This is a genomic window from Vicinamibacteria bacterium (genome assembly GCA_035570235.1).
Classification (GTDB): domain Bacteria; phylum Acidobacteriota; class Vicinamibacteria; order Fen-336; family Fen-336; genus DATMML01.
In genome coordinates, this window is record DATMML010000121.1 from 1 (window position 1) to 22,740 (window position 22,740).

Annotated in this window: 25 protein-coding genes; 7 read left to right on the forward strand and 18 right to left on the reverse strand. The window is 69.6% G+C overall.

Features of this window, described 5'->3' with window-relative positions:
- Window positions 1-552, forward strand: a 552-nt coding sequence (locus VN461_21630; GenBank protein ID HXB57377.1) for a CGNR zinc finger domain-containing protein, incomplete at its 5' end; no start/stop codon positions are given.
- 1 nt (window position 553) lies between these two features.
- On the opposite strand, the gene VN461_21635 is transcribed toward VN461_21630, so the two are convergent.
- The 6 genes from VN461_21635 to VN461_21660 all read right to left on the reverse strand — a co-directional run bounded on the left by VN461_21635 (window position 554) and on the right by VN461_21660 (window position 6,778).
- A complete protein-coding gene (locus tag VN461_21635; protein HXB57378.1) occupies window positions 554-1,108 on the reverse strand; it encodes a hypothetical protein in 555 nt (184 codons plus the stop codon).
- A gap of 77 nt (window positions 1,109-1,185) precedes the next feature.
- Window positions 1,186-2,289, reverse strand: coding sequence for a D-glycerate dehydrogenase (locus VN461_21640; GenBank protein HXB57379.1), 1,104 nt, complete (start codon window positions 2,287-2,289; stop codon window positions 1,186-1,188).
- 1 nt (window position 2,290) lies between these two features.
- A complete protein-coding gene (locus VN461_21645) occupies window positions 2,291-3,451 on the reverse strand; it encodes a pyridoxal phosphate-dependent aminotransferase (protein HXB57380.1) in 1,161 nt (386 codons plus the stop codon).
- A gap of 66 nt (window positions 3,452-3,517) precedes the next feature.
- Window positions 3,518-5,026 (reverse strand): hypothetical protein, encoded by a 1,509-nt coding sequence (locus tag VN461_21650; protein HXB57381.1) that lies wholly within the window; start codon window positions 5,024-5,026, stop codon window positions 3,518-3,520.
- Window positions 4,998-6,470: a trypsin-like peptidase domain-containing protein gene (locus tag VN461_21655; protein HXB57382.1), complete on the reverse strand. Its 1,473-nt coding sequence runs from the start codon at window positions 6,468-6,470 to the stop codon at window positions 4,998-5,000. The genes VN461_21650 and VN461_21655 overlap by 29 nt, the downstream gene beginning before the upstream one ends.
- A 26-nt stretch (window positions 6,471-6,496) precedes the next feature.
- Window positions 6,497-6,778: a MoaD/ThiS family protein gene (locus VN461_21660; protein HXB57383.1), complete on the reverse strand. Its 282-nt coding sequence runs from the start codon at window positions 6,776-6,778 to the stop codon at window positions 6,497-6,499.
- 440 nt (window positions 6,779-7,218) lie between these two features.
- Between VN461_21660 and VN461_21665 the strand changes: the two genes are divergently transcribed.
- Genes VN461_21665 through VN461_21675 form a run of 3 tightly spaced genes read left to right on the forward strand, consistent with a single transcriptional unit; the run spans window position 7,219 to window position 9,829 of the window.
- Window positions 7,219-8,058, forward strand: coding sequence for an ABC transporter substrate-binding protein (locus tag VN461_21665; protein ID HXB57384.1), 840 nt, complete (start codon window positions 7,219-7,221; stop codon window positions 8,056-8,058).
- Window positions 8,055-9,050, forward strand: a complete 996-nt coding sequence (locus VN461_21670; protein ID HXB57385.1) for an iron ABC transporter permease — start codon at window positions 8,055-8,057, stop codon at window positions 9,048-9,050. The genes VN461_21665 and VN461_21670 overlap by 4 nt, the downstream gene beginning before the upstream one ends.
- The gene (locus VN461_21675; protein HXB57386.1) at window positions 9,047-9,829 is read left to right on the forward strand and encodes an ABC transporter ATP-binding protein; all 783 of its coding nucleotides are present in this window, start codon (window positions 9,047-9,049) and stop codon (window positions 9,827-9,829) included. The genes VN461_21670 and VN461_21675 overlap by 4 nt, the downstream gene beginning before the upstream one ends.
- Here the strand turns inward: VN461_21675 and VN461_21680 are convergent.
- Window positions 9,826-10,311, reverse strand: a complete 486-nt coding sequence (locus VN461_21680) for a DinB family protein (protein HXB57387.1) — start codon at window positions 10,309-10,311, stop codon at window positions 9,826-9,828. The two genes, VN461_21675 and VN461_21680, sit on opposite strands and share 4 nt — an antisense overlap.
- A gap of 6 nt (window positions 10,312-10,317) precedes the next feature.
- Window positions 10,318-10,926 carry a DinB family protein gene (locus VN461_21685; protein ID HXB57388.1) on the reverse strand — a complete coding sequence of 203 codons (609 nt, stop codon included), beginning with the start codon at window positions 10,924-10,926 and terminating at the stop codon, window positions 10,318-10,320.
- Window positions 10,927-11,086: 160 nt separating this feature from the next.
- On the opposite strand from VN461_21685, the gene VN461_21690 reads away from it, so the two are divergent.
- Window positions 11,087-11,287: a hypothetical protein gene (locus VN461_21690; protein HXB57389.1), complete on the forward strand. Its 201-nt coding sequence runs from the start codon at window positions 11,087-11,089 to the stop codon at window positions 11,285-11,287.
- Window positions 11,288-11,323: 36 nt separating this feature from the next.
- On the opposite strand, the gene VN461_21695 is transcribed toward VN461_21690, so the two are convergent.
- The 7 genes from VN461_21695 to VN461_21725 form a co-directional block, all read right to left on the reverse strand.
- A complete protein-coding gene (locus tag VN461_21695; protein ID HXB57390.1) occupies window positions 11,324-11,983 on the reverse strand; it encodes a metal-dependent hydrolase in 660 nt (219 codons plus the stop codon).
- A 523-nt stretch (window positions 11,984-12,506) separates the two neighbouring features.
- A complete protein-coding gene (locus VN461_21700) occupies window positions 12,507-13,118 on the reverse strand; it encodes a hypothetical protein (GenBank protein ID HXB57391.1) in 612 nt (203 codons plus the stop codon).
- A gap of 157 nt (window positions 13,119-13,275) precedes the next feature.
- Entirely contained in the window at window positions 13,276-13,743 is a 468-nt protein-coding gene (locus VN461_21705) for a hypothetical protein (GenBank protein HXB57392.1), read from the reverse strand.
- 134 nt (window positions 13,744-13,877) lie between these two features.
- Entirely contained in the window at window positions 13,878-14,318 is a 441-nt protein-coding gene (locus VN461_21710; protein ID HXB57393.1) for a hypothetical protein, read from the reverse strand.
- A gap of 456 nt (window positions 14,319-14,774) precedes the next feature.
- Entirely contained in the window at window positions 14,775-15,332 is a 558-nt protein-coding gene (locus VN461_21715; protein ID HXB57394.1) for a hypothetical protein, read from the reverse strand.
- A gap of 125 nt (window positions 15,333-15,457) precedes the next feature.
- A complete protein-coding gene (locus VN461_21720; GenBank protein ID HXB57395.1) occupies window positions 15,458-16,165 on the reverse strand; it encodes a hypothetical protein in 708 nt (235 codons plus the stop codon).
- On the reverse strand, window positions 16,158-17,021 hold the full coding sequence (locus VN461_21725) for a UDP-galactose-lipid carrier transferase (GenBank protein HXB57396.1): 864 nt from the start codon (window positions 17,019-17,021) through the stop codon (window positions 16,158-16,160). Before VN461_21725 ends, VN461_21720 begins: the two co-directional genes overlap by 8 nt.
- 103 nt (window positions 17,022-17,124) lie before the next feature.
- Between VN461_21725 and VN461_21730 the strand changes: the two genes are divergently transcribed.
- The gene (locus VN461_21730; protein HXB57397.1) at window positions 17,125-18,336 is read left to right on the forward strand and encodes a PilT/PilU family type 4a pilus ATPase; all 1,212 of its coding nucleotides are present in this window, start codon (window positions 17,125-17,127) and stop codon (window positions 18,334-18,336) included.
- 3 nt (window positions 18,337-18,339) lie between these two features.
- Window positions 18,340-19,032 carry a zinc-ribbon domain-containing protein gene (locus tag VN461_21735; protein HXB57398.1) on the forward strand — a complete coding sequence of 231 codons (693 nt, stop codon included), beginning with the start codon at window positions 18,340-18,342 and terminating at the stop codon, window positions 19,030-19,032.
- A 65-nt stretch (window positions 19,033-19,097) separates the two neighbouring features.
- On the opposite strand, the gene glgP is transcribed toward VN461_21735, so the two are convergent.
- The 3 genes from glgP to VN461_21750 form a co-directional block, all read right to left on the reverse strand.
- Window positions 19,098-21,215: an alpha-glucan family phosphorylase gene (glgP, locus tag VN461_21740; protein HXB57399.1), complete on the reverse strand. Its 2,118-nt coding sequence runs from the start codon at window positions 21,213-21,215 to the stop codon at window positions 19,098-19,100.
- 71 nt (window positions 21,216-21,286) lie between these two features.
- Window positions 21,287-21,955 (reverse strand): PilZ domain-containing protein, encoded by a 669-nt coding sequence (locus VN461_21745; GenBank protein HXB57400.1) that lies wholly within the window; start codon window positions 21,953-21,955, stop codon window positions 21,287-21,289.
- 30 nt (window positions 21,956-21,985) lie between these two features.
- On the reverse strand, window positions 21,986-22,669 hold the full coding sequence (locus VN461_21750; GenBank protein HXB57401.1) for a PilZ domain-containing protein: 684 nt from the start codon (window positions 22,667-22,669) through the stop codon (window positions 21,986-21,988).
- Between the last annotated feature and the right edge of the window lie 71 nt (window positions 22,670-22,740).

A 22,740-nucleotide genomic window follows, 5' to 3' on the forward strand; every position in this document is an offset into this window, starting at 1 on the left:
CCAACCCCCCGCCCGCGGGAGCTCTTGCGGAGCTACCTCGACCTGCTGGCCTGGGGCGAGCAGGCGGCTCTCCTCAGCCCCGGTCAGGCCCGGCGGCTGCGCGCCCGGGCTGGGCGGCGCGGGGGGGAGGCGGAGGCGGCCCGGCGGCGCGCCCTTCTCCTGCGGGAGGCGCTCTACTCCGTCTTCTCCGCGGTGGCGGCGGGGCGGGCCATCCCCCCCCGCGCCCTCCTCGTCCTGAACGCCGCCCTTCCTTCTGCGCTGGCCCGGCTGCGGATTGTGGGCACGAGGGGCGCTCTCGACTGGGGCTTCTCAGCGGATGCGGATTTCGATCGGGTGCTGTGGCCCGTCATCCAGTCGGCGGGGGAGCTCCTCACCTCCCCCGCCCGGGAGCGGCTGCGGGAGTGCGCCGCCCCCAACTGCGCCTGGCTCTTCCTGGACGCGAGCCGGAACCGCTCTCGACGCTGGTGCGACATGAGCGTCTGCGGGAACCGGGCCAAGGCCCGCCGGCATTACCGGCGGGAGAGGGCCCGCCGGAGAAAGGCCGCGCCCTGAGTCACGGCCACCGCTCCCCCCGCTTCGAAGCCTCGTACACGGCGCGGGAGCCGGGGTGGTCGTCCAGGGCCGCGGGGTCGAGGCGGAGCGCCTCCTCGAAGGTGGCCACCGCTTCGGCATGGCGACCCAGCGCGTTCAGAGCCGCGCCCAGGGCGAGGCGGGGCTGGGGCTCGGCGGGCGCGAGCCGCACGGCCTCCTGCAAGGGAAAGAGGCCCTCCTCCGGCTTGCCGAGGGCGAAGAGGAGGGTCGAGCCGAGGCGCCAGTTGGCCTCGGGGTCGTTGGGGTCGGCGCGGACCGCTTCCCGGTAGACCGCGGCCAGCTCCTCCCAGCGCTCGAGCGAGGCCAGGCGCAGGGCCAGGAGTTGGCGCAGCGCGGCCGCCCGCTCCCGCCCCAGGCCAAGCGCGATCGCGCTGCGGCAGGCCGCAAGCCCTTCCTCGCCGCCGCGCTCCTCGCAGAGGCGCGCCTGCTCGCCCGCGGTGGGCTCCTCGGCGCGAGCCCCCGGGGCCGCGACGGCGAGGAGCGTGAGCACGCCCCCGGCGAGGGTGGCTCGGAACATGGAGGCAGAAGGACTCGATCCCATGGGTCGTCCAGTCTACTAGGCCGCCCGCCGGGCGCAAGTCTGCCCCGCCGACCTTAGAAGGCCTCCTTGTTCACGATGTAGGGCATCTTCTTGGGGTCCCCGTCATAGCGCTTCTCGAGGACGTCGATCACCGCCTGCACCGTCCGCCCCGCCATGCCCACATTGGGATCCGGGGACAAGCGCGTGGCCCGGCCCGCGGACGCGAAATGGGGGAACAGGCGCAGTTTGAGCTTGAGCCGATCGTCGCGTAGCGGGCTGTCCGCAGGCAGGGGCTCTGTCTCGAACACGTCCAGGGCCGCCCCCGCGATCCAGCCCTCGTGGAGCGCTCTGGCCAGGGCCTTCTCCTCCACGATCGGTCCCCGCGAGGTATTGATCAGGTAGGCGGTGGGCTTCATGAGGCGCAGCCGGCGTTCGTCCATAAGGTGATAGGTGGGCTCCGGTGCCTCCCCCGGGCGCGTCAAGGGCACGTGGAGGGAGACGAAGTCCGCGCGCCCCAGCGCCTGCTCGAAGGAGACGTAGTCGATCACCTGCAGGCGCGGGCAGAGGCCCTCCCGGTGGCGGACCTCCATGACCCTCCGGATCCCGGCCACGAACTTCTGGTCCTGGTAGACGGGGTCGTAGCACAGCAGGTCCATGTCGAGACCCACCGCTTTCTTGGCCAGGCTCTTGCCGATGCGGCCGGTGCCGATGACGGCCAGGGTCTTCCCCGTCACTTCGTCCCCGAGCCAAGGCTGGTGGGGGTGCCAGGTGGACCACTCCTGGTTTCGTACCATCTGCTCCGCGGGCCAGGTCTTGCGGGCCACACAGCCCATGATGAAGAAGGCAAACTCGGCCGTGCACTCCGTGAGCACGTCCGCGGTGTGGCTAAAGGGGATCTTGTGCCGATTGGCGGCGGCGCGGTCGATGTTGTCGAAGCCCACCGCGAGCTGGGCCACGATCTTGAGCCCGGCCGCGGCCCCCGCCGCGAAGACCTCCTCGTCGATCCGGTCCCGGAGGGTGGTGATGAGGCCGTCGATCCCGCTCCTCACCTTGTCCAGGATCACGTCTTGGGGCGGGGGCTCGATATGGTCGTAGACCTCCAGCTCCCAGCCCCGCTCCCGCAGGCGGTCGAGGGCTTCCCGGCCGATGTCGCAGGTGGCGTAGACGCGGAAGCTCATGTCACCTCGCCAGGAGCCCGCGCATGCGGCGGAGGGCCTCCTCGATGTTCTCCATACTGTTGGCATAGGAGAAGCGCAAGTGCCCTTCCCCGAACTCCCCGAAGGCGGTCCCCGAGAGACAGGCCACCCCCGCCTCCTCCAGCAGACGGTCGGCCAGGGCCCGGCTGGAGTAGCCGGTGCCCGTGATGTTGGGGAAGACGTAGAAGGCGCCCGCGGGGCGGACGCACTGGACCCCGGGGACGGTGCGCAGGCCCGCCACCATGGCATCCCGCCGCCGCCGGAACTCCGCCACCATCCCCTCCACCGAGGACTGGTCGCCGCGCAGGGCCGCCACCCCCGCCTTCTGGCTGAAGGTGGCGGTGCAGGAGGTGGAGTTGGTCTGGAGCTTCGCCACCACCTGGGCCATGGGGGCGGGCATCACCCCGTAGCCCAGCCTCCAGCCGGTCATGGCGTAGGTCTTGGAGAAGCCGTCCAGGACGATGGCCAGGGGCTCCATGCCCGGCATGGCCGCGATCGAGGTATGCCCGGCGTCGTAGAGGATGCGGCCGTAGATCTCGTCCGAGAGAACGGGCACCCCGTGCCGGGCCGCGGCATCGGCGATGCCCCGGAGGCCGGCTTCCGAGATCACGCCCCCCGTGGGGTTGTGCGGGTAGTTCAGGATGACGAGCCTTGTCCTTGGCCCCAGCTTGTCGCAGAGCTGATCCACGTCCAGGTCGAAGCCCTTCTCTTCCCGCAGGCGCACGGGGACGGGCACGCCGCCAATGTAGCGGATCATGGATTCGTAGATGGGGAAGCCGGGGTTGGGGTAGAGGACCTCGTCTCCGGGGTCGACCAGGGCCAGGATCACGAAGAACATGATCGGCTTCGCTCCTGGCGTGACGACCACCATTTCCGGCGTGGCCTTCACCCCCCGGCGCCGGGTCGAGTCCTCCGCAACCGCCTCCCGCAACTCGGGTATCCCGGCGGAAGGACCGTAGTGAGTGGCCCCACCCTTCAGGGCCTCTATCGCGGCCGCGGTGATGTGGGGCGGGGTGTCGAAGTCGGGCTCGCCGATCTCCAGATGCACGATCTGGCGCCCCTGAGCCTCCAGGGCGCGCGCCCGCACGAGCACCTCGAACGCGGTCTCCGTGCCGAGCCGCGCCATCCGCTCCGACAGTCTCATGGTGGATCCCCCCGGGAGCGCCCTACTCTACCCCAAGCCGCGAGGGCCGCGGAAGACGCCCACCGCTCAGGGAGAGGCGGGTACGCCGTAGACGGCGCGGATGCGGGCGGCGGCCGCCTCCACCTCCGCCGCGTCGAGCACGATCCGGCCCGGCCCCTGGCCGGGCCGGAACTCCACGACCTGGAAGCCGCCGCGGGGCGAGGCGAAGGCGCGGCGCAGATCCTGGAGGTCCCCCACCTTCGAGCCGTTCACCCCGCTCACGATGAGGTCCCGGAGATCCTGATACCCGAGGTTGGCGGCATCGGGCAGGACGCTGGTGAGGAGAACGATGCGGGGACGCTCCGGGGAAGGCTCGGCACCGTCGCGGTCGTAGGCGATGAGCAGGTGGGGAGGCGCCCGCCGCGGCCAGTCGCCCCACGTTGCCAGATAGGGTGCGCTCAGGTCCTGGAAGACGAGGCCCCCGTAGACCGCGTATTCCGGCCCGCGCCCGAAGATGTAGGGCGGCACGCGGTCCTCCTCCGGCCGCATGGCCCGCAACTCTATCGTCACCGTGCGGCGCTCGCCGTTCCGGAGGATGCGGAGGGGCAGTGCATCTCCGGGGTGGTGGCCCTCGGTGAAGAGGAGGGGGAACGACATCTTTCCGTAAAGGGGGTGTTCGAACTGGCCGGTCTCGTCGAGGACGATTCCGTCCACGGCCAGAACGACATCCCCCTCTTGGAGCACGCCGGACCCGCTGCCATGGGGCAGGATCCGGGTGAGCCTTATTCCCCCCTCTCCCGGGGCGAGGCCCAAAGAGGCGCGGAGGGCGGGGTTGCCGAGGTCTTGCCAGGCCACCCCCGCGCGGGGGAAGCCCCGGTACGATCCTTCGGTGGCGTCGACCAGGAACTGGCGGAGCACCGGCGACGCGATCCCGCTGAGGGTGTCTCCCGACTTTCCGGTGGTCAGAGCCACGACCTTCCCGTCCGCCACCACCACCTCGGAGTCCCCCGCCCCCTCCAGGCTGCTCGAGAGATCCAGGGTGAGGAGGCTGACCCGCGAGAAGGCGTGTCGCCCCACCCGCACCTGCCGAACGGTGGCGGGGGAGGACTCGATCTGCCCCACCCGAGGCCAACGATGCACGGTCACCTCGCCGGCCAGGGGGACGCGCTCCGCGAGGGGCAGGGGGGACAGTCCCTTCCAGAAGGTGGGGTCGTCCACCTCCAGAAGGGCGAGCGGGCCCTCGTGATCGACCCGGGCCAAGCGCGCGGGCGTGCGCGTCTCCAGGCCCAGCTTCTGCACTTCGATCAGGATGTGATTGCCCACGGCCGAGCTGGCGATCAGGATGCGGGGGCCGGGGACCACCAGCCCGGTAAGGCTGCGGGTCCAAGGGCTCTGCTTGGCCCAGGGCGTCTTCCAGTTCCACTCCTGGCCCGTGACCCGCACCGCCACCACCGCCGCCCGCAGTCGATCAGCGGGGCTCGGCCCCGCGGGCACCGCGACCGCCGTCCCCGGCCGGGAGCGGGCCGCGCAGGCGGCCAGCACCACGGCGGCCAGGAGCGGCCCCCCCCTAGAGGTTCTTATCCCGTGGGATCGCATACTGGCGCAGTATCTCGGAGTGGGCGGCATCGGCTTTCTCGCGGTCGAGGGCCTCAATGCCGGCCAACCCCTCGAACTCCAGGTGGTGGAAGCGCTCGTGGTTTCCGGCCAGGGCGACGACCACGTCGCCCAGCCCCTTCAGGGTCATGCTGTTGATGCGCGCCACCGCCACCGGGCCCGCGAAGCTCATCTGCGAATTCACGGGATGGCGCAGGATCCGGGTCAGCACCACCACCTCCCGCTCCGCGGTCTCCGGTTGCTCGGCCTCCCGGAACAGAAGGTGCCAGACCAGGTTGCGGTCGGCGGTCTGGGGCCAGCCCCTCCCGTAGGTCTTGAGCATTTCCACGTCCAGGGGCATGAAGACGAGCCCCGCGTAGACCACGTAGCGGGGAGCGACGCCGTAGCGGTTGCGCCGGCTCTCCAGGCGGGCAATGTGGCGGGACGACGCGTGCAGCTCTTGCTCCTGCCCGTCCCGCCAGACCCTGATGGTCACCGGCTCCCCCGCCTGTTTCATGTCCAGCAGGTGCTCGAAGGTCACGCGGGCGTCGCCGATCCGGATGCTGCCGTCATCCGCCACCGGGCTCCCCTCCACGGCCAGGATCACGTCCCCGGGCTTGACCACCCCGTACGCGGTCCCTCCCTGCGAGACCTCGTCCACCACCACCCCGCTCTTGCCCGCGGGCAGGCCGCGCTCGCGGCGGTAGGCGGGGGAGACCAGGGGCGTGGTCTGCAGGCCCGAATCCGGGAAGCCGTCGTAGTGCCCGTCCTCGAGATCCTTCAGGAAGTGCTTGACCACCGGAATCGGGATGAAGAAGCCCATGTTCTCGAAGCCGGGGAAGCCCTGAAAAGCGACCCCCACCACCCGGCCGTCTTGCACCACCGGACCCCCGCTGTTGCCGGGGTTGATGGCGGCGTCCGTCTGGACCACGAGGTGAGCGTCGATACCGCTGTGGACGTACCCCCGCGACTCCACCCGGGAGACGATACCCGCGGTGGAGGAGACGTCGTGCCCGCCCAGGGGGAACCCGTAAGTTAGGACCCGGCTCCCCGAGCGGGGCACGTCCCCGAGGGCGAGGGGCCGCATGCCGGCCGTGAAGGCGGGGTCCCCCACCCTCAGCACGGCCAAGTCGCAGTCGTTGCCCACTGCCTCCACGGTGGCAACGTAGGGATCGGCCTGTTCGGGGCGCCGGACCAGAATCTGCCGCGCGTCGCTCACCACATGGGCGTTGGTCACGATGCGCCCGCCCTCGATCAGGAAGCCGCTGCCGAGCGCGGTCTCCACCGGCTCCATGCGCCAGGGCAGGCTCCAGTCGTAGCGGGAGCGGTATTCCTGGAGCAGGACCACGGAGTTGCTGACGCTCGGCTCCGGGATGGCGGCGGCGGCGAGGAGGAGGCCGGCCAGGATCACAACCGCAGCATAGCCCGCCCAGGTTGGGGGGCGCAAGATCGCGGGTGGGGGGTGGTCCCGGGCTACCCGGCGCTCAGGGCGGGAAGGATATAGAGCTCGGCCCCGTCTCCGAGGGGCGTGCGGAGGCCGCCGGTGTGGATGATGCTCTGGCGGCCCACGAACACGTTCACCTGGGACTGCACCTGGCCCTGCTCGTTCATGACCCGGTCCCGCACCCCGGGGTGGAGGGCGGCGAGAGCCAGGAGCGCCTCGCCCACGGTGGCGGGCGTGGCCTCGAGCGCGACCATGCTCCTCCCTCCGGTGACATCACAGAGGTAGCCGGGAACGTGCACGGTGATCGGCATCAGCTCCTCCTCGCGCGGCGAGGGAGGATCCGACTCCCCGTCCGCTCCGCGGGGGGCACGCGTCCCCGCTCAACGAAGGCTCCCCTCAGCGCTCCCACCGAAGACAACAAGTCGTCCTCCCTGACCGTGAGATGGCGGGGACCAACCACGGCCGGACTCCGCGAAATCAGCGTCCGTGCGGAATGTGAAGCCAGGAGCCTACCACGAAGGCCGACACCCGACGCAAGACTTTTTGTGCTTGCTCTCTCCTCCGGCGGCGGTCGCGGCGGCATCCCTGGTTGTTAGCCTCGGGAGTCCTCATTGGAGTCACCAGGTTTGGTAAAGAGCGCCCCATGCAAGCTGACCCCGTACCCCTGCCGGCCGCACGATTGACATTGGGCGCGCGGTGCGGGAAGGTGTGCCGGCGGTCAGGTGCCTCTCTCCGCGAACCCCGCGCCCCCATGAAAGAAGGCCTTCTCGCCCTGCTTCTGCTGTCCGCTCCCGCCCGGGTGGTGGAGCCCCCCGCGCGCGTCGCCTCCCTGAACCTGACCGCCGACGAGATCCTGGTCGAGCTCCTTCCCCCCGGCCGTCTGGTCGCGGTGACTGCCTGGGCCGACGACCCCCACATGTCCAACGTGGCCGGGCGCGTCCCGTCCTCCGCCTACAGATTCCAGAAAACCGACTTGGAGCGTCTGGTGGCGCTGTCCCCCGACCTCGTGGTGGTGTCGGAATACACCGACGCCGACTTCCTCCACCTGCTGGAGACCTCGGGCCTCCGCCACCACCGCATGACGGGGCTCAACTCGCTTTCCGGCTACCGCGCCGCCCTCCTCGAGCTTGGGCGGGTGGTGGGTGCATCCGAGGCCGCGGCCCGGCTCGCCGCCCGCTATGACGCGGTGTTGGCGGAGCTCTCTCACCGGCTCTCGGGTGCGGTGCCTCCCCGCGTGCTTTACTGGGCGGATCCCCACACTGCGGGGGAGGGGACGGCATTCGACGCCCTTATCGAGGCGGGGGGCGGGAGGAACGTGGGGCGGGAGCTCGGCGTCAAAGGTATCATGCCCATCGGCGCGGAGCGCGCGTTTCTGGCCGACCCCGACGTGATCCTCGTCGGGACCTGGGAGGGTGCGGCATCGTCGCTCAAAGAGCATCCCCTCCTCTCCCGGATGCGGGCGGTGAAGGAGGGACGCATCGTTGAGATGCCGAACGAGCTGCTCGTGACCCTCAGCCACCACGCGGCCGAGGCCTGCTGGTATCTCGGCCACGCCCTGCACCCGGACCGCGTGCCGCGGGCCCGTCCGTGAGCGAGCCGGGTCGGCGGCGCCTGGCCTTCGTGGTGCTGGGCGCCCTGCTGCCTTTGACCATGCTCGTGGCCGTCGCCGCCGGCAGCGTGTCGCTGCCCCTGAGTTCCATCCTCGGCCTCCGCCCTCTGACCCCGGCGGGCGAGGCCATACTCTGGTCGGTGCGCTTGCCCCGCGTCCTCATCGCCGCCCTCGTGGGGGGCGGCCTGGCCGTGGTGGGGACCGCCTTACAGTCGCTCTTCCGCAATCCGATGGCGGATTCGGGTCTGCTCGGCGTGGGCTCGGGCGCGGCCTTGGGGGCCGTGCTCGCGGTGAATCTGGGATGGGCCCATCAGATCTTCTTGGCCGTGCCCCTCTCCGCCTTCGCGGGGGCCATGGCCGCGGTGGTGGTGGTCTACGCGCTGGCCCACCTTGGGGGCCGCCCCTCGTTGCACGGGCTCCTCCTGACCGGGCTCGCCGTCTCCGCCCTGGCCGCGGCGGGGACGTCGATGCTCCTCGTGGCCACCGAAGAGTTCCGCGTGCGGACCGTTCTCTTTTGGCTGGCGGGCGGCTTGGAGGGGCGTACCTGGGAGCACCTCCGGTTGGGGGTGGGCTTCATCCTGACCGGCTGCGCGCTCCTTATGATCCTCGCCCGGCCCCTGGACGTGCTCTCGCTCGGTGAAGACGAGGCGGCGTCCCTCGCCCTCCCCGTCCACGCCACGCGCATGGTCGTCTTCTGCCTGGCCTCTCTGATCGCAGGGCCCGCCACGGCTCTCGCGGGCTCGGTGCCCTTCGTGGGCCTGGTCGCCCCTCATGCCTTGCGTCCGCTCGTCGGGCCCTTGGCCCGCCATCTCCTCCCCGCCGCCTTCCTGGCCGGAGCTATCCTGGTGGTGGTGGCTGACCTGGGGGCCCGCACGATCAGCGATCGCCTGGACCTGCCCCTGGGATCGCTCACGGCCCTGGTGGGCGCGCCCTACTTCCTCCTCGCCCTGCGCGGACAGGAGGGGCGCGCGTGACTGTGCGGCTGGAAGCCCGCGATCTCTCCGTGGTGCGCGGATCGAGGCAGGTGCTCCACAGCGTGAGCCTGGCCCTGGGGGCGGGGGAGTCGCTGGCCCTGGTGGGACCCAATGCCGCGGGCAAGTCGACGCTGGTGCGGACGCTGGCCGGGCTTCTCCCCCCTTCCGGGGGCGTCGTGGAGCTGAACGGCCGGCCTCTGGCTGCGTGGGCGCGAGGCGCCCTCGCGCGGCACGTGGCCCTGGTGACCCCGGAGGAGGAAGGCCCACCCGCCCTGAACGTGGAGGATCGTGTGGCCCTGGGACGCTACCCGCACCGCGGGCCGTTCTTGCCTCTGACCGCCCGTGACCGCGCCGCGGTGGCTCAGGCCCTCGAGCGGACGGGCATCGCCCCCCTCGCGCGGCGTCGGCTCGGCACCCTCTCCGCCGGGGAGCGCCAGCTCGCGGCCTTGGCCCGGGGGCTGGCCCAGGAGCCGGAGGTGCTGCTGCTCGACGAGCCCTCCGCCCATCTGGACATCGGCCACCAGCTCGCCCTCTTCCGCGTCCTCGACGAGGCGCGCTCGCGAGGGCTCGCGGTCCTGGCCGTCGTCCACGACTTGCAGCGCGCTGCGGCCTGGGCCGGGCGCATGGCCCTGCTGAGCGAGGGACGCATCGCGGCGGAGGGCTCTCCCGCCGAGGTCCTGGCCGGAGAAGCCGCGTCCGTTGCCTTCGGGGTCTTTATCCGAGCCCACCCTGCCCCGGGGCGGGCCGAGATTCTCTACGGCTTCGACGAGCGGCCCTAGGCGTCGCCGACGAGGGCTTTTCGCGCTTCCCCCAACCGGATCATGACGACATAGAGGTGATGCGCTTCGTGGAGAAGAAAGAACTCCAACCACCCGGGGATGGTCATCTCTCCGAATAGGGGATGGACGCCGACGCGCTCGAGCCGGGCGGGTGGGAGCTCCCGGATGCGGCCGAGGATCTCGCCCCGGAGCCCTCGCAGGCGGGAGAGCACCTCGTCAGTGGGGAGGGCGGACCAGCGAGGCCAGTCGGGATCCTCTTCGGCGCGATACCTCGCCAGTTGCGGACGCTCCTCCCCCAGGATCCGGCCGAGCCGCTCCTGGAGGATTTCATGATGCCGGGCCAGGTGGGCAAGGTTCTCGTGCGCCGACCACTTTCCCGTAGGCGGCCTCCAGGCCAGGAGCGACGGCCTTGATTCCCCGAGGATGGAAGGCAGGGCCTCGAGCTGCGCAGCGAGGCGGACGAGAGTGGTTTCGCGGAGCATTCTCTCTCAGCCGCGGGGCCTCTCCGTCGGCGGGGCCGGGCCCGGCCCGGGGAGCCTCGTCTTTCGTCCCCCCGCCTCCTCCCCCGCAAGGAGTGCCTCCTCGTCCGGGTAAGCGTAGATCGTCGGGGCCAGCTGCTGCATCAGCCCGCCCGTGTCGGCGCTGGGGCCGTAGGTGCTGTGCAAGTCCCGTCCCAACATGCGCAGGAGGGCCGTCTGCTGACCCCGATGATGGGCGGTGTGGGCCACCCGCCTCACCATGATCCAGGTGCGAGGCCGGGCGACCTCAAAGAAGGGCACCGCTTCCTCCCACCACCCCTCGCCCTGCCCGCGCAGGGCCTGAAGGCGACGGGCGGAATCCCGGGCGTACTCCCGGATGAACCCGAGCCGCGTCTCGGCCTCCGGCAGGGGCCGCGCGCCCACGTCGATGCCAAGCAGCTTTCGAAACCAAAGGTTCTCGCTCATGCACTGGTGAACCATCTGTTCTTGGACGCTGCGGCCGCGATTGTCCACGGGATGGGGACGGACGGAGAGGTCCTCGTCCCGGAACATCGCCCATACCCCGAGCACCTTGAGGCGCTCCGTCCCGTAGGTCTCGGATAGGAAGGCATAGCGCATGATTTCACCTTGGCCCGTGGATGGGGTCAGGCCTCCGGGACGAGCTCCGGCAACGCCGGCGGGATCGTAGCACTTCTCCCCAAGACGGGGCGTGCCGGCCGGAACTCTCTGGCCATCTGGCGCGTAATAGGGTACGAGGGATCGATCCCGGGGGGTCAGGGTGACCAAATTTCTTCTATGGTGCCTCCTGCTCGTCTTATGCTGGCCTCTGGCCTTGCTTGCGGTCGTACTCTATCCCCTCGTCTGGCTGCTGCTCATCCCCTTCCGCCTGGTGGGGTTCGCGGTGGAGGGGGTCCTGGGCCTGGTGAAGGGCCTCATCCTCCTACCGGGCCGGATCCTACTGGGGCCCCGGCATCTCTGAGCGGGGTCCGGGGGTGCCCGGGACACAGCCAGGCCGCTACCCCGCGATCGCCACCCGGTGCCGATCGACCCTTGCCGCCGCCGCGATGATCAGGCCGACGCCGAAGAGACACACGAAAGCCACCGCCTCCGCGCTGGGGGGAGGTGACCCCACCACGTTTGCCACGTAGACGGTGCCCAGAAACCCGACCAGGGCTGCGAGGCCATAGCTGCCGACCCGATCCCGGGCCCGGGTGGCGGTCAGGTAGAGCGCGACTCCCCCCAGGAAAAGGACGCTCTCCACGACAAGGGTGGCGGGGACGGAGTTCCAGAGACCGAGCCCCAGGCGAGGCGAGGGCCCCGGAAAAAGCGGCATGTCCGGCCGATGACTCACGCAATCGAGGATCCAGTGGCTCAAGACCAGCAGCCCGATCAACACCGCGGCCGAAGGCCGATGCTTTGAGGCGTAGTGAAGCCCGCCCATCAGGCTGGCCCAGAGGGCGACGGCCAGTAGGCTGTGCGAAAAGGGATAGGAATCGAATCTCAGGGGTGTGAACGCGGTATCACCGCGCGCGATCGAAACATGCTCCACTCCCGCGAGGACAAGGCCCGGCCAGAGCATGTCCGGAAGCTGGGCCGCAAGAAAATAAGTCCCTAGGGACACCTTTGGATCGGCCTTCTTGGCGGCGAATGCGAGGGCAAAGTGTCCCAAGAACACGTGTTGTACTCCCCCGAAAAGACTCCCCTCACGTTCCACCCGGGAAGGGGCGGCTGGCCCCGAGCATAGCTCTTCTGGGCATTGCCTATTAGCCGCTCGCGATCCCTATTCGGGGCTGGCGGTCCGCACGCTCGAGCGAGAACGCGGGCTCCCTTTTCGCCCTAATCTACACCTGCCCGTTCGCGCGGGCCGCCATCGGGTGCGGGCTGTGAGGGCCCACACGTCCGCCCCCTCCCCGGTTACCGTCTTTGACTCCGAAGGGTGGCGCGGTTGAGAGGGCTACCGGGGGAATCATGAGGACCATGGGCGCGACCGTCCCGGAGCCACACGACGGAGGGGAGAAAGACCTCGCTACTTGTGACCATTGTCACCTCCGGCTGGACGCCTCTGAACCGCGGACGACGGTGGGAACGGCCATTTTTCACCGCCACCCCAACTGTTACCTGAGGAAGCTCTTTGCCATCCATCACTGAGCTGGGTCGGGGGGCCCTCGGCGCACGACGGCCGCTCGGAGTCTCCCCCGCTAGGGCCGCCGTTCAGCCAGGACCAGCCTGGCGACAAGCGCCGCTTGTTTCTGGTCTTGAGCCCAGGGGGGCCCGAGCGGTCGGCCGAGCTCGACGATTTCCCGGCCCAGATCTGCCGCCGACAGACGGAGGGCGAGCGAAGCCTGCTTCATGAGATCGCGTTCGCGAACCTCCACAACCGGAAGGTCGAGATGCTCAGCCGCGCTCTTGAGCGCCTCGCGGAAGTGGTTCCCGTCCGCGGTGTGAATGAGGGCGTGAGAGGCCAGGGTGGTGGCCAGGCTCGCTCCGACCCGGCCCGAGCTCTGGAGAATGCCGCAGCCCACGATCCCCTGGCCACGTTCGCGAGCCTCCGCGATGACGTCCCCCAGAGCCCGCACGGCCATCCGCTCAGCCGTCTCCCGGAAACGCTTCAGCAGAGCCGACGCCTTCGCGAGCTCAAGGCCCTCCGCCGCGTGGTAGGGCTGTTGTGATCCGGGCAGTTGGGGATCCGCCATCTCGATGCGCCGCCGCGCGCTGATCTCGGGCGCGCGAGCCGGTCCGCCGACCACGACCAGCGCCGCCCAGCCCGAGTGGACGCGCAGGCCAAGCGCGGCCGGAATGGTTCTCGCCACCGAGTGCCTCCTCCCCTGCTGGCTTTGCGGTTACGGGAGTCCCGCCCCCCCCCGTGGGGCGGGCTCGAAGCTCTAGGGCACCAAGCCGCTATCGTCCGGATGACCGCGGGGTGGCCCACCCGGGAAGGTGTCGACACGGAAGTACCCCCAGATCCGTCTAGCGCACCCTAGAGAGGAGCAGGGGGTTGTACTTGGCCGCATAGAGTCGGGTCAGCATTTGGAAGCGCTGCTGGTACTTTGTTCCCGGGTTGTCGCTGGTTCCCGCCACGGCCACGACCCGGCAGCCCTTGGGAAGGTTCTGCCGATCACCCTCGACTCCGGGCGCTTCCAGAACCGATCCCCGGAGTCCAAAGAGCCGGTGATCCCCGCTCTTGACCGCCTGCTCCACGTCCGCGTTCACGTCCGCGGCCTCCAAGATGGCGATGGCCTTCATGTAGTCCTCATCCATCAGCTTGGCTTTCATGAGCATTGCCGCCGTCACGCTCGGCTCGGGAGTGGCGGCGGGTGTTTCCATCACCGCGCCCAGCTGTTTGGGCTGCTCCGTCGCTTTGCGCGAGCAGGACGTGAACAGGCCGGATACGACAACGAGGCCCCAGATCACACCCCTTGACCAAGGCACCTTCATTGGCCCTCCTTCATGGCTTACCTCACCGATACGTGGTTCTTTGGCGTCCCGCCACTACCAATGCCGCCGGCCGGGGACGACTCGTCAGATCAAGCGCCGGTCAAGTATTGCCGAGGGTTTCGGCCTTCCGTCGATCAGTGCGTTGGCTCACGCACGCTCTTCAAAAACGTCCCTAGGACCGAGAGGGCGTCCGGCCCAAAGGGCGCCTCGAACGTGACGAGCATGAGGCCCCCGGAGGCCTGGAGGATGGCGGTTGCAAAGAGAACCGCTCCGTCCAGAGTCTTTGCGAGGACCGTCCAACAGGGGAGGTCCGAGGCTCCTTCGTCGCGAAAGAGTGGTTTGAAGACCTTCAAGCCCGCTCGCTTCATCCCTTGCTTGGCTACTCGGAGCGCCGTCTGCAGGCGCTGTTCCCCGACGCTCGACCGCGTGGGCGACAGCCCCTGAGCGTCGTCGATTGTCGTCGAGATGGTGAGCTCCTCGTTGCGGGCTCCTCGGTAGACGTAACGGCTGTCGTTCACCGCCTCCGCCCAGCCCTCGGGAGCATCGTACTGGAAGTAGTGACCTCTCCTCAGCACCCTTCATGCCTCCGACCAGGGTCTCCTGAGGCCCGCTTGCCTCGCCGAGACGGCCCGGCCTCCGGGACCCCGGCGCCCGCGGCGCGCCTAGACTCCATCGGAGTCGGCGTCCTCGGCGTGCCGTTCACGCGGCGTCCGCCAAACGTCAGCGGGGATCTCACGCTCCACGTCCTTAACCTCCGGCCCTCGTGGCCGTAGCCCCCGGTCATGTGGGCGAGTCAGGATGCCACGCTACCACGAACCGACACCGAATCAGGTCCGATAGCCTTGGGCAACCTCTGCTCGGTCGCAACCGGCGGTCGGGGGTCGCGTTCGATCGGGCGCTCCAAGGCCACGTCGGATGCCCGAGCGCCGCCCGACTGCTGTTGTCTCTCGCCCAGGCTCGGTGGCTCCCCGCAAAGGTTCCGGTCCGGTGAGGCTGGCGCGTCGGGAGGCGGGCGGGCCGCCCTGGACTCCTTACCTTTGTCTGGCCACCGTGAGGCCGGCCCACAGCGCTTCTTTGCACGGGAGGCAGATCCCGTGGGTCAATTGCGGAGCCTCCCCGAGGAAGAACTCGAGTCGCTGCGCCGCGGCCTCCACTTCAACCCATGGGCCCTCCGGCAGCTTCACCTTCTTGCACCAGCTGCACAGGGTCAGCAGCGGCTGCGACCCGGGGGCACCGTCGGAAGACGCTCCCGGGACCAGTTGCTCGACCAGCACGGTGTGATACCGGCACTCCAGCCCCCCCCCTTCGAGGGGCAGCACCTCTATCTCCATATGGCGCCGCTCGCTCGAAGACTCGGAGGTGAAAGGAATGCGAATCGGCTGTCCCGTCCTCCGGACGCGCCGGAACACCAGCTCGTAGAGAGGGAAAAGCCGCGCCTCGGGGGCGAAGTCGAAGAAGGGTCGACCCACGACCGAGCCCGGCGCATGGGCCTGAGTGTCGTTGCCCCGGGCCAACTGAAGCCACTCCTCGCTTGCAAAGACAATGGCATCAGCAACATCCAGGTGCACGACACTCCCCAGAATTATCACACCATTATCTTAACACGGGCATCCGAAAGGGGCACGCGCCGGGCCCAGCGACCCGGAGGCGCCCCGGCGGGGCGGGGCGGGTCTCGCCCGCCGCTCGAGACCCCAAAAGCCCCACAGTCCCATCGCTAGCCGAGCGCCCTGGCGACCGCGTCGGCCAGCGTCTTCACTACCTTCAGCCGGGCGTGGAGCTTGTCGTTGGCTTCCACCACCGTCCAGGGGGCGTAGGGAGTGGATGTCCGGGCCAGCATCTCCTCCACCGCCTCTAGATAGTCGCCCCAGCGCGCGCGGTTCCGCCAGTCCTCGGCAGTCAGCTTGTAGGAGCGGAAGGGGTCGCGCTCGCGGCCGCGGAAGCGGCGGAGCTGCTCCTCCCTCGAGATGTGCAGCCAGAACTTCTGGATCACCATGCCGAACGAGGCCTGCTGGGCTTCGAACTCGTTGATCTCACGGTACGCCCGCCTCCACTCGTCCACCGAGCAAAAGCTCTCCACGCGCTCCACTAGGACCCGGCCGTAGTAGGAGCGGTCGAAGACTCCGAGGTGCCCGGCCCGGGGCAGCGCCCGCCAGAACCGCCATAAATGATGATGCGACCGCTCCTCCCCCCGGGGGGCCGAGAACGACGACACCGTGAAGCCCCGCGGCTCCAGGGTCTCCGTGACCCGCTTGATGGCCCCGCCTTTGCCGGCCGCATCCCAGCCCTCGAACACGGCCAGGAGGGGGACCTGGTGCTCGTACATCTGGAAGTGGAGCCCCCGCAGGCGGAGTTGTTGGGTAGCGATGCGGGTCCGATAGGCGCGCTCGCCCACGCGCTTGCCCAGATCGACGCTCTCAAGCACCGCCGCCCTCCTCCTCCATCGGCAGGCCCGCCTCCTGGGCGACGGAGCGTGCCCTTGCCAGCCCCTCCTGCTCCCTCCGCGCGCGCTCCGCGCGGGTGGCCTCCTCGGCCAAGCGGGTGCGGCTCACCGCGGCCGGGGTCTCCTTCCGCCGACCGAGGGTTTCCTCCATCCGTCGAATCAACGTCTCGAAGACCTTCACCCGCGCCCAGCGGGCGTCGGTGGCCTCCACGATGGTCCAGGGGGCGTAGGGGGTGTCCGTGCGGGTCAACATCTCCTCCCCCGCCTCCACCCACCGGTCGTAGTGCCGGTTGCGGCGCCAGTCCTCCTTCGCCACCTTCCAACGCTGCAGGGGGTCCTTCTCCATCTCCTTGAGCCGTCGACCCTGCTCGGCGCGGGAGATGTGAAAGAAGAACTTGAGCAGGACCTGGCCGTCGTCCGCCAGCCAGCGCTCAAAAGCGTTTATCTGCTCGTAGGCCTCGCGCCACACCTTTTTCCTCACCACCTTGTCGACCCGCTCCACGAGCACGCGTCCGTACCAGGAGTGGTCGAAGAGGGCCATGTGACCGTCCTCGGGAAGCCGGATCTGGTAGCGCCAGAGCCAGTGGTAGCGCCGCTCCAGCTCGGAGGGCGGGGAGGCGGGATAGGCGCGGAAGGCGCGGGGGTCCAGGCCCCCGGTCAGGCGCTGGATGACGCTGCCCTTCCCCGCCGCATCCCAGCCTTCGAACACGACGAGGGTGGGGATCTCCGCATCCCGGAGCCGGTATTGGAGCTGACGGATGCGCTCCTGCAGCCCCGGAAACACCTTCTGATAGCGGGTGCGGGAAAGGCTCCGTCCGAGATCGATGGTCTCCAGCAAGCCGCCCCAGCATAGGCACGGGCGGGGCTGGCCTGTCAATGGAGCGCAGCGTCGATGAAGGACAGGAGCCGTGCTATGATCGCCGTTCCCCGGAGGTCCAGGCATGGCTTACTTCGACGTCGATCCCTTGCTCGAGGCCATGCTGGACGCCGCGCCCGGCATTTCGGACCTCAACCTCTCGGTGGGCCGGCCGCCCCAGGTGGAGGTGGACGGAGCTCTCCGGCCCGTTTCTTTCGCCGGCATCGAGCGTCTGCTCCCCTACCACACGGAACTGATCGCGATGCGGCTGCTGGCCGGCAAGCGCGACAACGCGGACAAGCTGGTGCGCACGGGCTCGGTGGACCTCTCTTACAGCCTGGCCCGTCGGACCCGCTTCCGGGCGAACGTGTTCTCCCAGAGGGGCAGCTTCTCGATTGCCCTCCGCGTGATCCCGAACAAGGTGCCCAGCATCGAGGAGCTCGGGATCCCGTCCCAGCTCAACGAGATCGCGGGTGAGCGAAACGGGATTGTCCTCGTGACGGGTCCGACCGGCTCCGGAAAGTCGACCACCCTCGCCGCCATCATCAACAAGATCAACCGCGAGGAGAGCATCCACGTCATCACCATCGAGGACCCCATCGAGTACCTCCACCCCCACCAGAAGGCGACCATCAACCAGCGCGAGGTGGGCTCGGACACCCAGACCTTCGCCCTCGCCCTCCGGGCCGCCCTCCGCCAGGCTCCCAAGGTCATCCTGGTGGGCGAGATGCGGGATGTGGAGACGATCTCGATCGCGCTGGAGGCCTCGGAGACCGGGCACCTGGTCCTCTCCACCCTCCACACCATCGACGCCGCCAAGACCGTGGACCGCATCGTGGGCGTGTTCCCCAAGAATGAAGAACGCCAGGTCCGGACACGCTTCGCCCAGTCCTTCAAGTGGATCGTGAGCCAGCGCCTGGTCCCCAAGATCACGGGAGGGCGGATGGCGGTGTGCGAGATCTTGCGCAACAACTCCCGCACCAAGGAGTACATCGCGGAAGGGGAGCGGGAGGGCAAGAGCCTGGTCGAGGCCATGGAGGACGGCGTCCTGGAAGGAATGCAGAGCTTCGACCACGAGCTGGAGCGCCTCATCAACACGGGCGTGATCGAACGCGAGATCGGCCTGTCTTACGCCACCAACCGAACCAACCTCCAGCTCCGGTTGGACACCCAGGGTTCGGACGCGGAGGAGAAGAAACCCGCCCCCCGGCCCAGCCCCACCCCCGCCCAGGGCGTGCGCCGGGCGACGAACCCCCCGGCCGTGGATGGCGGGTTCGACGACCTGATCGAGAGGTAGAGCGTGCAGGCCCTCTGTCCGCAGTGCTCGCAGCGGATCGTGATCGACGACGCCAAGGTCCCGGACCGGCCCTTCAGCGTGAAATGCCCCAAGTGCCAAGGGGTGGTGAAGCTGCAGGGCAAGGGGGCGGGCCCCGAGGCGGCCGCTCCCCCTCCCCCGCCCCCGGAATCCGCTCCCGCATCACCCTCCGCCCCCGCCACGGACGAGCTGCGGTCGCACATGATGAGCCAGATCCGCCGGGAGCTAGCCGGGGGGGAGGCGCACCAGCCGCGCGCGCTGGTGTCCTTTCCCGACCACAGCCCCGCGGCCGGCGTCGCCCCCCTCCTGACCCGCCTGGGCTTCGTGGTGGACTCCGCGGAGGGGCACGACGAGGGGGCGCGCCTCGTCGAGCAGGGGGTCTATTCGCTGGTGGCCACGGCTCGGGTGCAGGCCGCCCCCGGAAAAGGGGAGACCCTCTACCAGCGGATCAGCCGCTTGAGCCCGGAAGCGCGGCGTCGGCTCTTCTTGCTCCTGGTGGGGGACGAGTTCAAGAGCGGGGACGGCACCCAGGCCTTCGTGGCTCTGGCCGACCTCGTCTTGAGCACTCGTGACGCGGCGGCGGCGGAGGGCACCATCCGCAACACCCTGGCCGAGCGCACCCGCGTGTACCAAGCCTTCACCGACGCCCGGCGGCGTTTCGAGGCCGCGGCGACCTAGCCGCTCCCGGTGTCGCTCTCGGGGCGGCCGCGCCGCCGAGCCAGCTCCGTCTCGCGAGGAGGGGGCTACTCCCGCGAGGCGGCCGCGGGCAGGTAGGTGGTGAGCACGTAGTCCCGGACCATGCGGTGGGCGCTGAACGGGCCCACGATGGACTCGATGGAGGCCTTCATGGTCTCGATCCAGAGGCCGGGGAGTCCGCCCGCCTCGCGGGCGAAGAAGCGGGGAACGACCTCCTCCGCCAGCACCTGGTAGAGGGCCTGCGCATCCGCGCGGTCCTGGGCCGTGACGTCGGGGTCCACCCGGCCGTCCCCGATGGCCCAGCCATTGTCCCCCCGGAAACCCTCCACCCACCAGCCGTCCAGGATGCTCACGTTCACGCCCCCGTTGATGGGGCTCTTCTGGCCGCTGGTGCCGCTGGCCTCGTGGGGCCGCCGCGGGGTGTTGAGCCAGACGTCGCAGCCCTGCACCATCATCCGGCCCATCTCGATGTCGTAGTCCTCCAGGAACACCAGCTTTCCCTTGAACTCCCCCTGGGTGAGCACGACCAGTCGCCGGATCACCTCCTGCCCCTCGCGGTCCGCGGGGTGGGCCTTGCCCGCGAAAATGAACTGCACCGGGCGGTCGGGATCGGAGAGGAGGGCGCGCAGCCGTTCCAGGTCGGAGAGGATCAGCACCGCGCGTTTGTAGGTGGCAAACCGGCGGGCGAAGCCGATGGTGAGGGCGTGGGGGTCGAGGAGACCTTCCACCGTCCTGAGCTCGCCCGGGGAGAGCCCGTGGCGCGCGGACTGCAAGCGCACGCGCTCGCGAACAAAGCGAACCAGGCGCTCCTTCTGCGAGCGGTGGGCGGCCCAAAGCTCGCCGGCCTGTACCCCGCGGATGCCCGTCCAGTACTCCGGCTCCAAGAGGTGATCGTTCCAGTCTGGGCCCAGGTGGTGGGCGTAGAGGGCGCGCATCTCGGGGCCCACCCAGCTCTCGGTATGGACCCCGTTGGTGATGGACCCCACCGGCTGCTCGGGCGCCCCCGGCCAGAGGTGGCGCCACATCGCAGAGGAGACCTGTCCGTGCAGCTTGCTCACCCCATTGACGCGGGAGGAGAGCCGGATGGCGAGGGCGGTCATGTTGAAGTTGCCGTTGTCGGCGCCCAGGGCCAGGGCCTCATCCGGCTCGCAGCCCACCTCTCGGATCCAGAAGTCGAGGTAGCGGCGCACCAGCGCGCGGTCGAAGGTCTCGTTGCCGGCGGGGACGGGGGTGTGGGTAGTGAAGACCGCGTCCCGGGCCACGGCTCTCAGGGCTTCGGCCAGGCCCTCGCCGTGGTGCACCCGCTCGCGGGCCCGCTCCATGCCCAGGAAAGCCACGTGGCCCTCGTTCATGTGCCAGACGGCAGGAAAGATGCCGAGGGCGCCCAGGGCCCGCACCCCACCCACCCCGAGCACGATCTCCTGGCAGAGCCGCATCTCCCGCCCTCGAACGTAGAGGACGCCGGTGATGGGGCGGTCGGCGGGGTCGTTCAGGGGGATGTCGGTATCCAGCATGAGGACGGGGACCAGACCCACCTGTGCCTTCCAGACCGCGGCCTGGACGATACGGCCGGGCAGGTCGATGGGCACGGTGAGGACGCCCCCCCCGGGGGCCTGCACGGGCCGCACGGGCAGGCGGGCAAAGTCGTAGTCCGGGTAGATGTGCTGCTGGAAGCCGTCGGCATCCACGGTCTGGCGGAAATACCCGGAGCGGTAGAGAAGACCCACCCCCACCAGGGGCACCCCCAGGTCGCTGGCCGCCTTGCAGTGGTCGCCGGAGAGCACGCCCAAGCCGCCCGAGTAGACGCCCAGGGACTCGTGGAGGCCGAACTCCATCGAAAAATAGGCCACGGGGGCGGACAGGGCCTGCGCGGTCTTGGCGAACCAGCGCGAGCGGGAGCGGTAGGCGTCGAGGGCGAGGATCACCGCCTCGTAGGTGCGCCGGAACTCCGGATCGGCCAGGAGCCGGCCCCACTGTTTCGGCTCCACGTTGATCAGGAGCTGGACCGGGTTGTGGTACCGGCGCCAGTGCTCGGGGTCGATCCAGGCGAAGAGGCGGGGGGCCAGGGGCGACCAGCTCCACCAGAGGTCGTAGGCCAGCTCGCGCAGGCGCGCCAAGTCCGGGGGGAGCTCGATGTCGGCGGTCTCGAGAGTATGGATCTCCATCTTTGGGATGGGTTCCTGGTTAGGGAGGGAACAGCCGATGGCGGCGGCGCAAGGCCGGATTCATACCGCCCTCAGGAGGTGGCGAAGGCGCCCACGAACTGGGCCACCCGCTCCTCCCCGTCCGCGGCGAAGCGGTGGAACTCCACCCCGAAGCGCTCCCCCTTGGCCTGCCGCACCACGCGACCCAGGACGGCGACGGGGGGGTCCGTGTCCAAGAGGCGGAAACCCAGATCGAGGTCGTCCCCTATCCCGAGAGGCAGAGAGGATTGGATCAGCATCCCGCGCACGCTCAGGTTCAGGGCGAGGGCCAGCCCGGAGGTGCGTGGGGAGCCGGTGTCGGCCTCCACCTCGAAATGCACGGCGAAGCGGGTCTCCCTGCGGGTGGGCACCTGGATCAGCTTGACCAGCCGGTCGTCCCACTCGGGTCCGGCGGGCAGGCGCAGGATGGCGTTCGCCCCCGCCTCCAGCAAGTCGAGCTCCCCGGCGTCGAAGTCGCCCCGCCCCATAACCACGATGGAGAGGGGACGGGTCATGGGGTCACGGCGCAGATCCGCGATCAGCTCTCCCGCTCCCGACAGGTCGCGGTCTACCAAGGCCATCTGGGGCCGGGCGGCCACGGCCAGCGTGCGCGCGTAGTCCACGCGGGTGGCCACGACACGCGCGATGTCATCGCGCCAGAGGAGGGTCTGGCCGAGGTCTCCCTCCAGGTCCGACGTCGAACAGAGAAGAACCGTGGGCATGGATGGGGGAGTGTATCACCGCCGGGGGTGTCAGCGGCCTCCGACGACCATCCCTTCCGCCTCCACGTACTTCTTGATACGGACCCGGCCGTCGTCCTTGACGTGGGTCAGCTCGATGCCGTACTCGAGGGGCTCCGCCCCCTGGCGCACCACCGTTCCCGAACCGTCGATGACGACCGGATCGCCGGGGACACGGAAAGCGTAGTGCACGTCGTCACCAATCTTGAGAAGGCGGGAGGACACCACGAAGATGCCGTTAACGCTCAAGTTGAGGGCGTTGGCCGGGAAGGCCTCCCCCCCCGCGTCAAACTCGGCATCGAGCCGCAGGGAGACACCGAAGCGACCCTCGCGGCGCTGGGGGACGTGCATGAGGCGGACGAGGCGATCGTCCCAGTCCGGCCCGGGCGGGATGCGAAGAATGCCGTTGGCGCCCGCCTGGAGCAGATCCAGCTCGGCGGGATCGAAGTCGCCGCGGGCCAGAGCCACGATCGAGATCCGGCGCGTGTAGGGATCTTCACGAAAAGCGCTCACCAGCCGAGCGGCCCCGTCGAGCTCCTGGTCGACCACGATGATGTCCGGTCTCCGCTGCGCGGCCAGGAGGCGGGCCTGTTCGCGGTCCCGGGCTAGGCGCCGCTCCACGTTCTGGCCCCAGAGCACGGTTTGGTTGAGCTCGCTCTCCAGCGAGCGGGGAGAGCAGACGAGCACCACGAGCATTGCGCCCGCGAGTGTAGCACTGGCCGGGAGCGGGGTCGGGCGGGCCGCGGGCGGCCCCTAGCCGCGGCGAG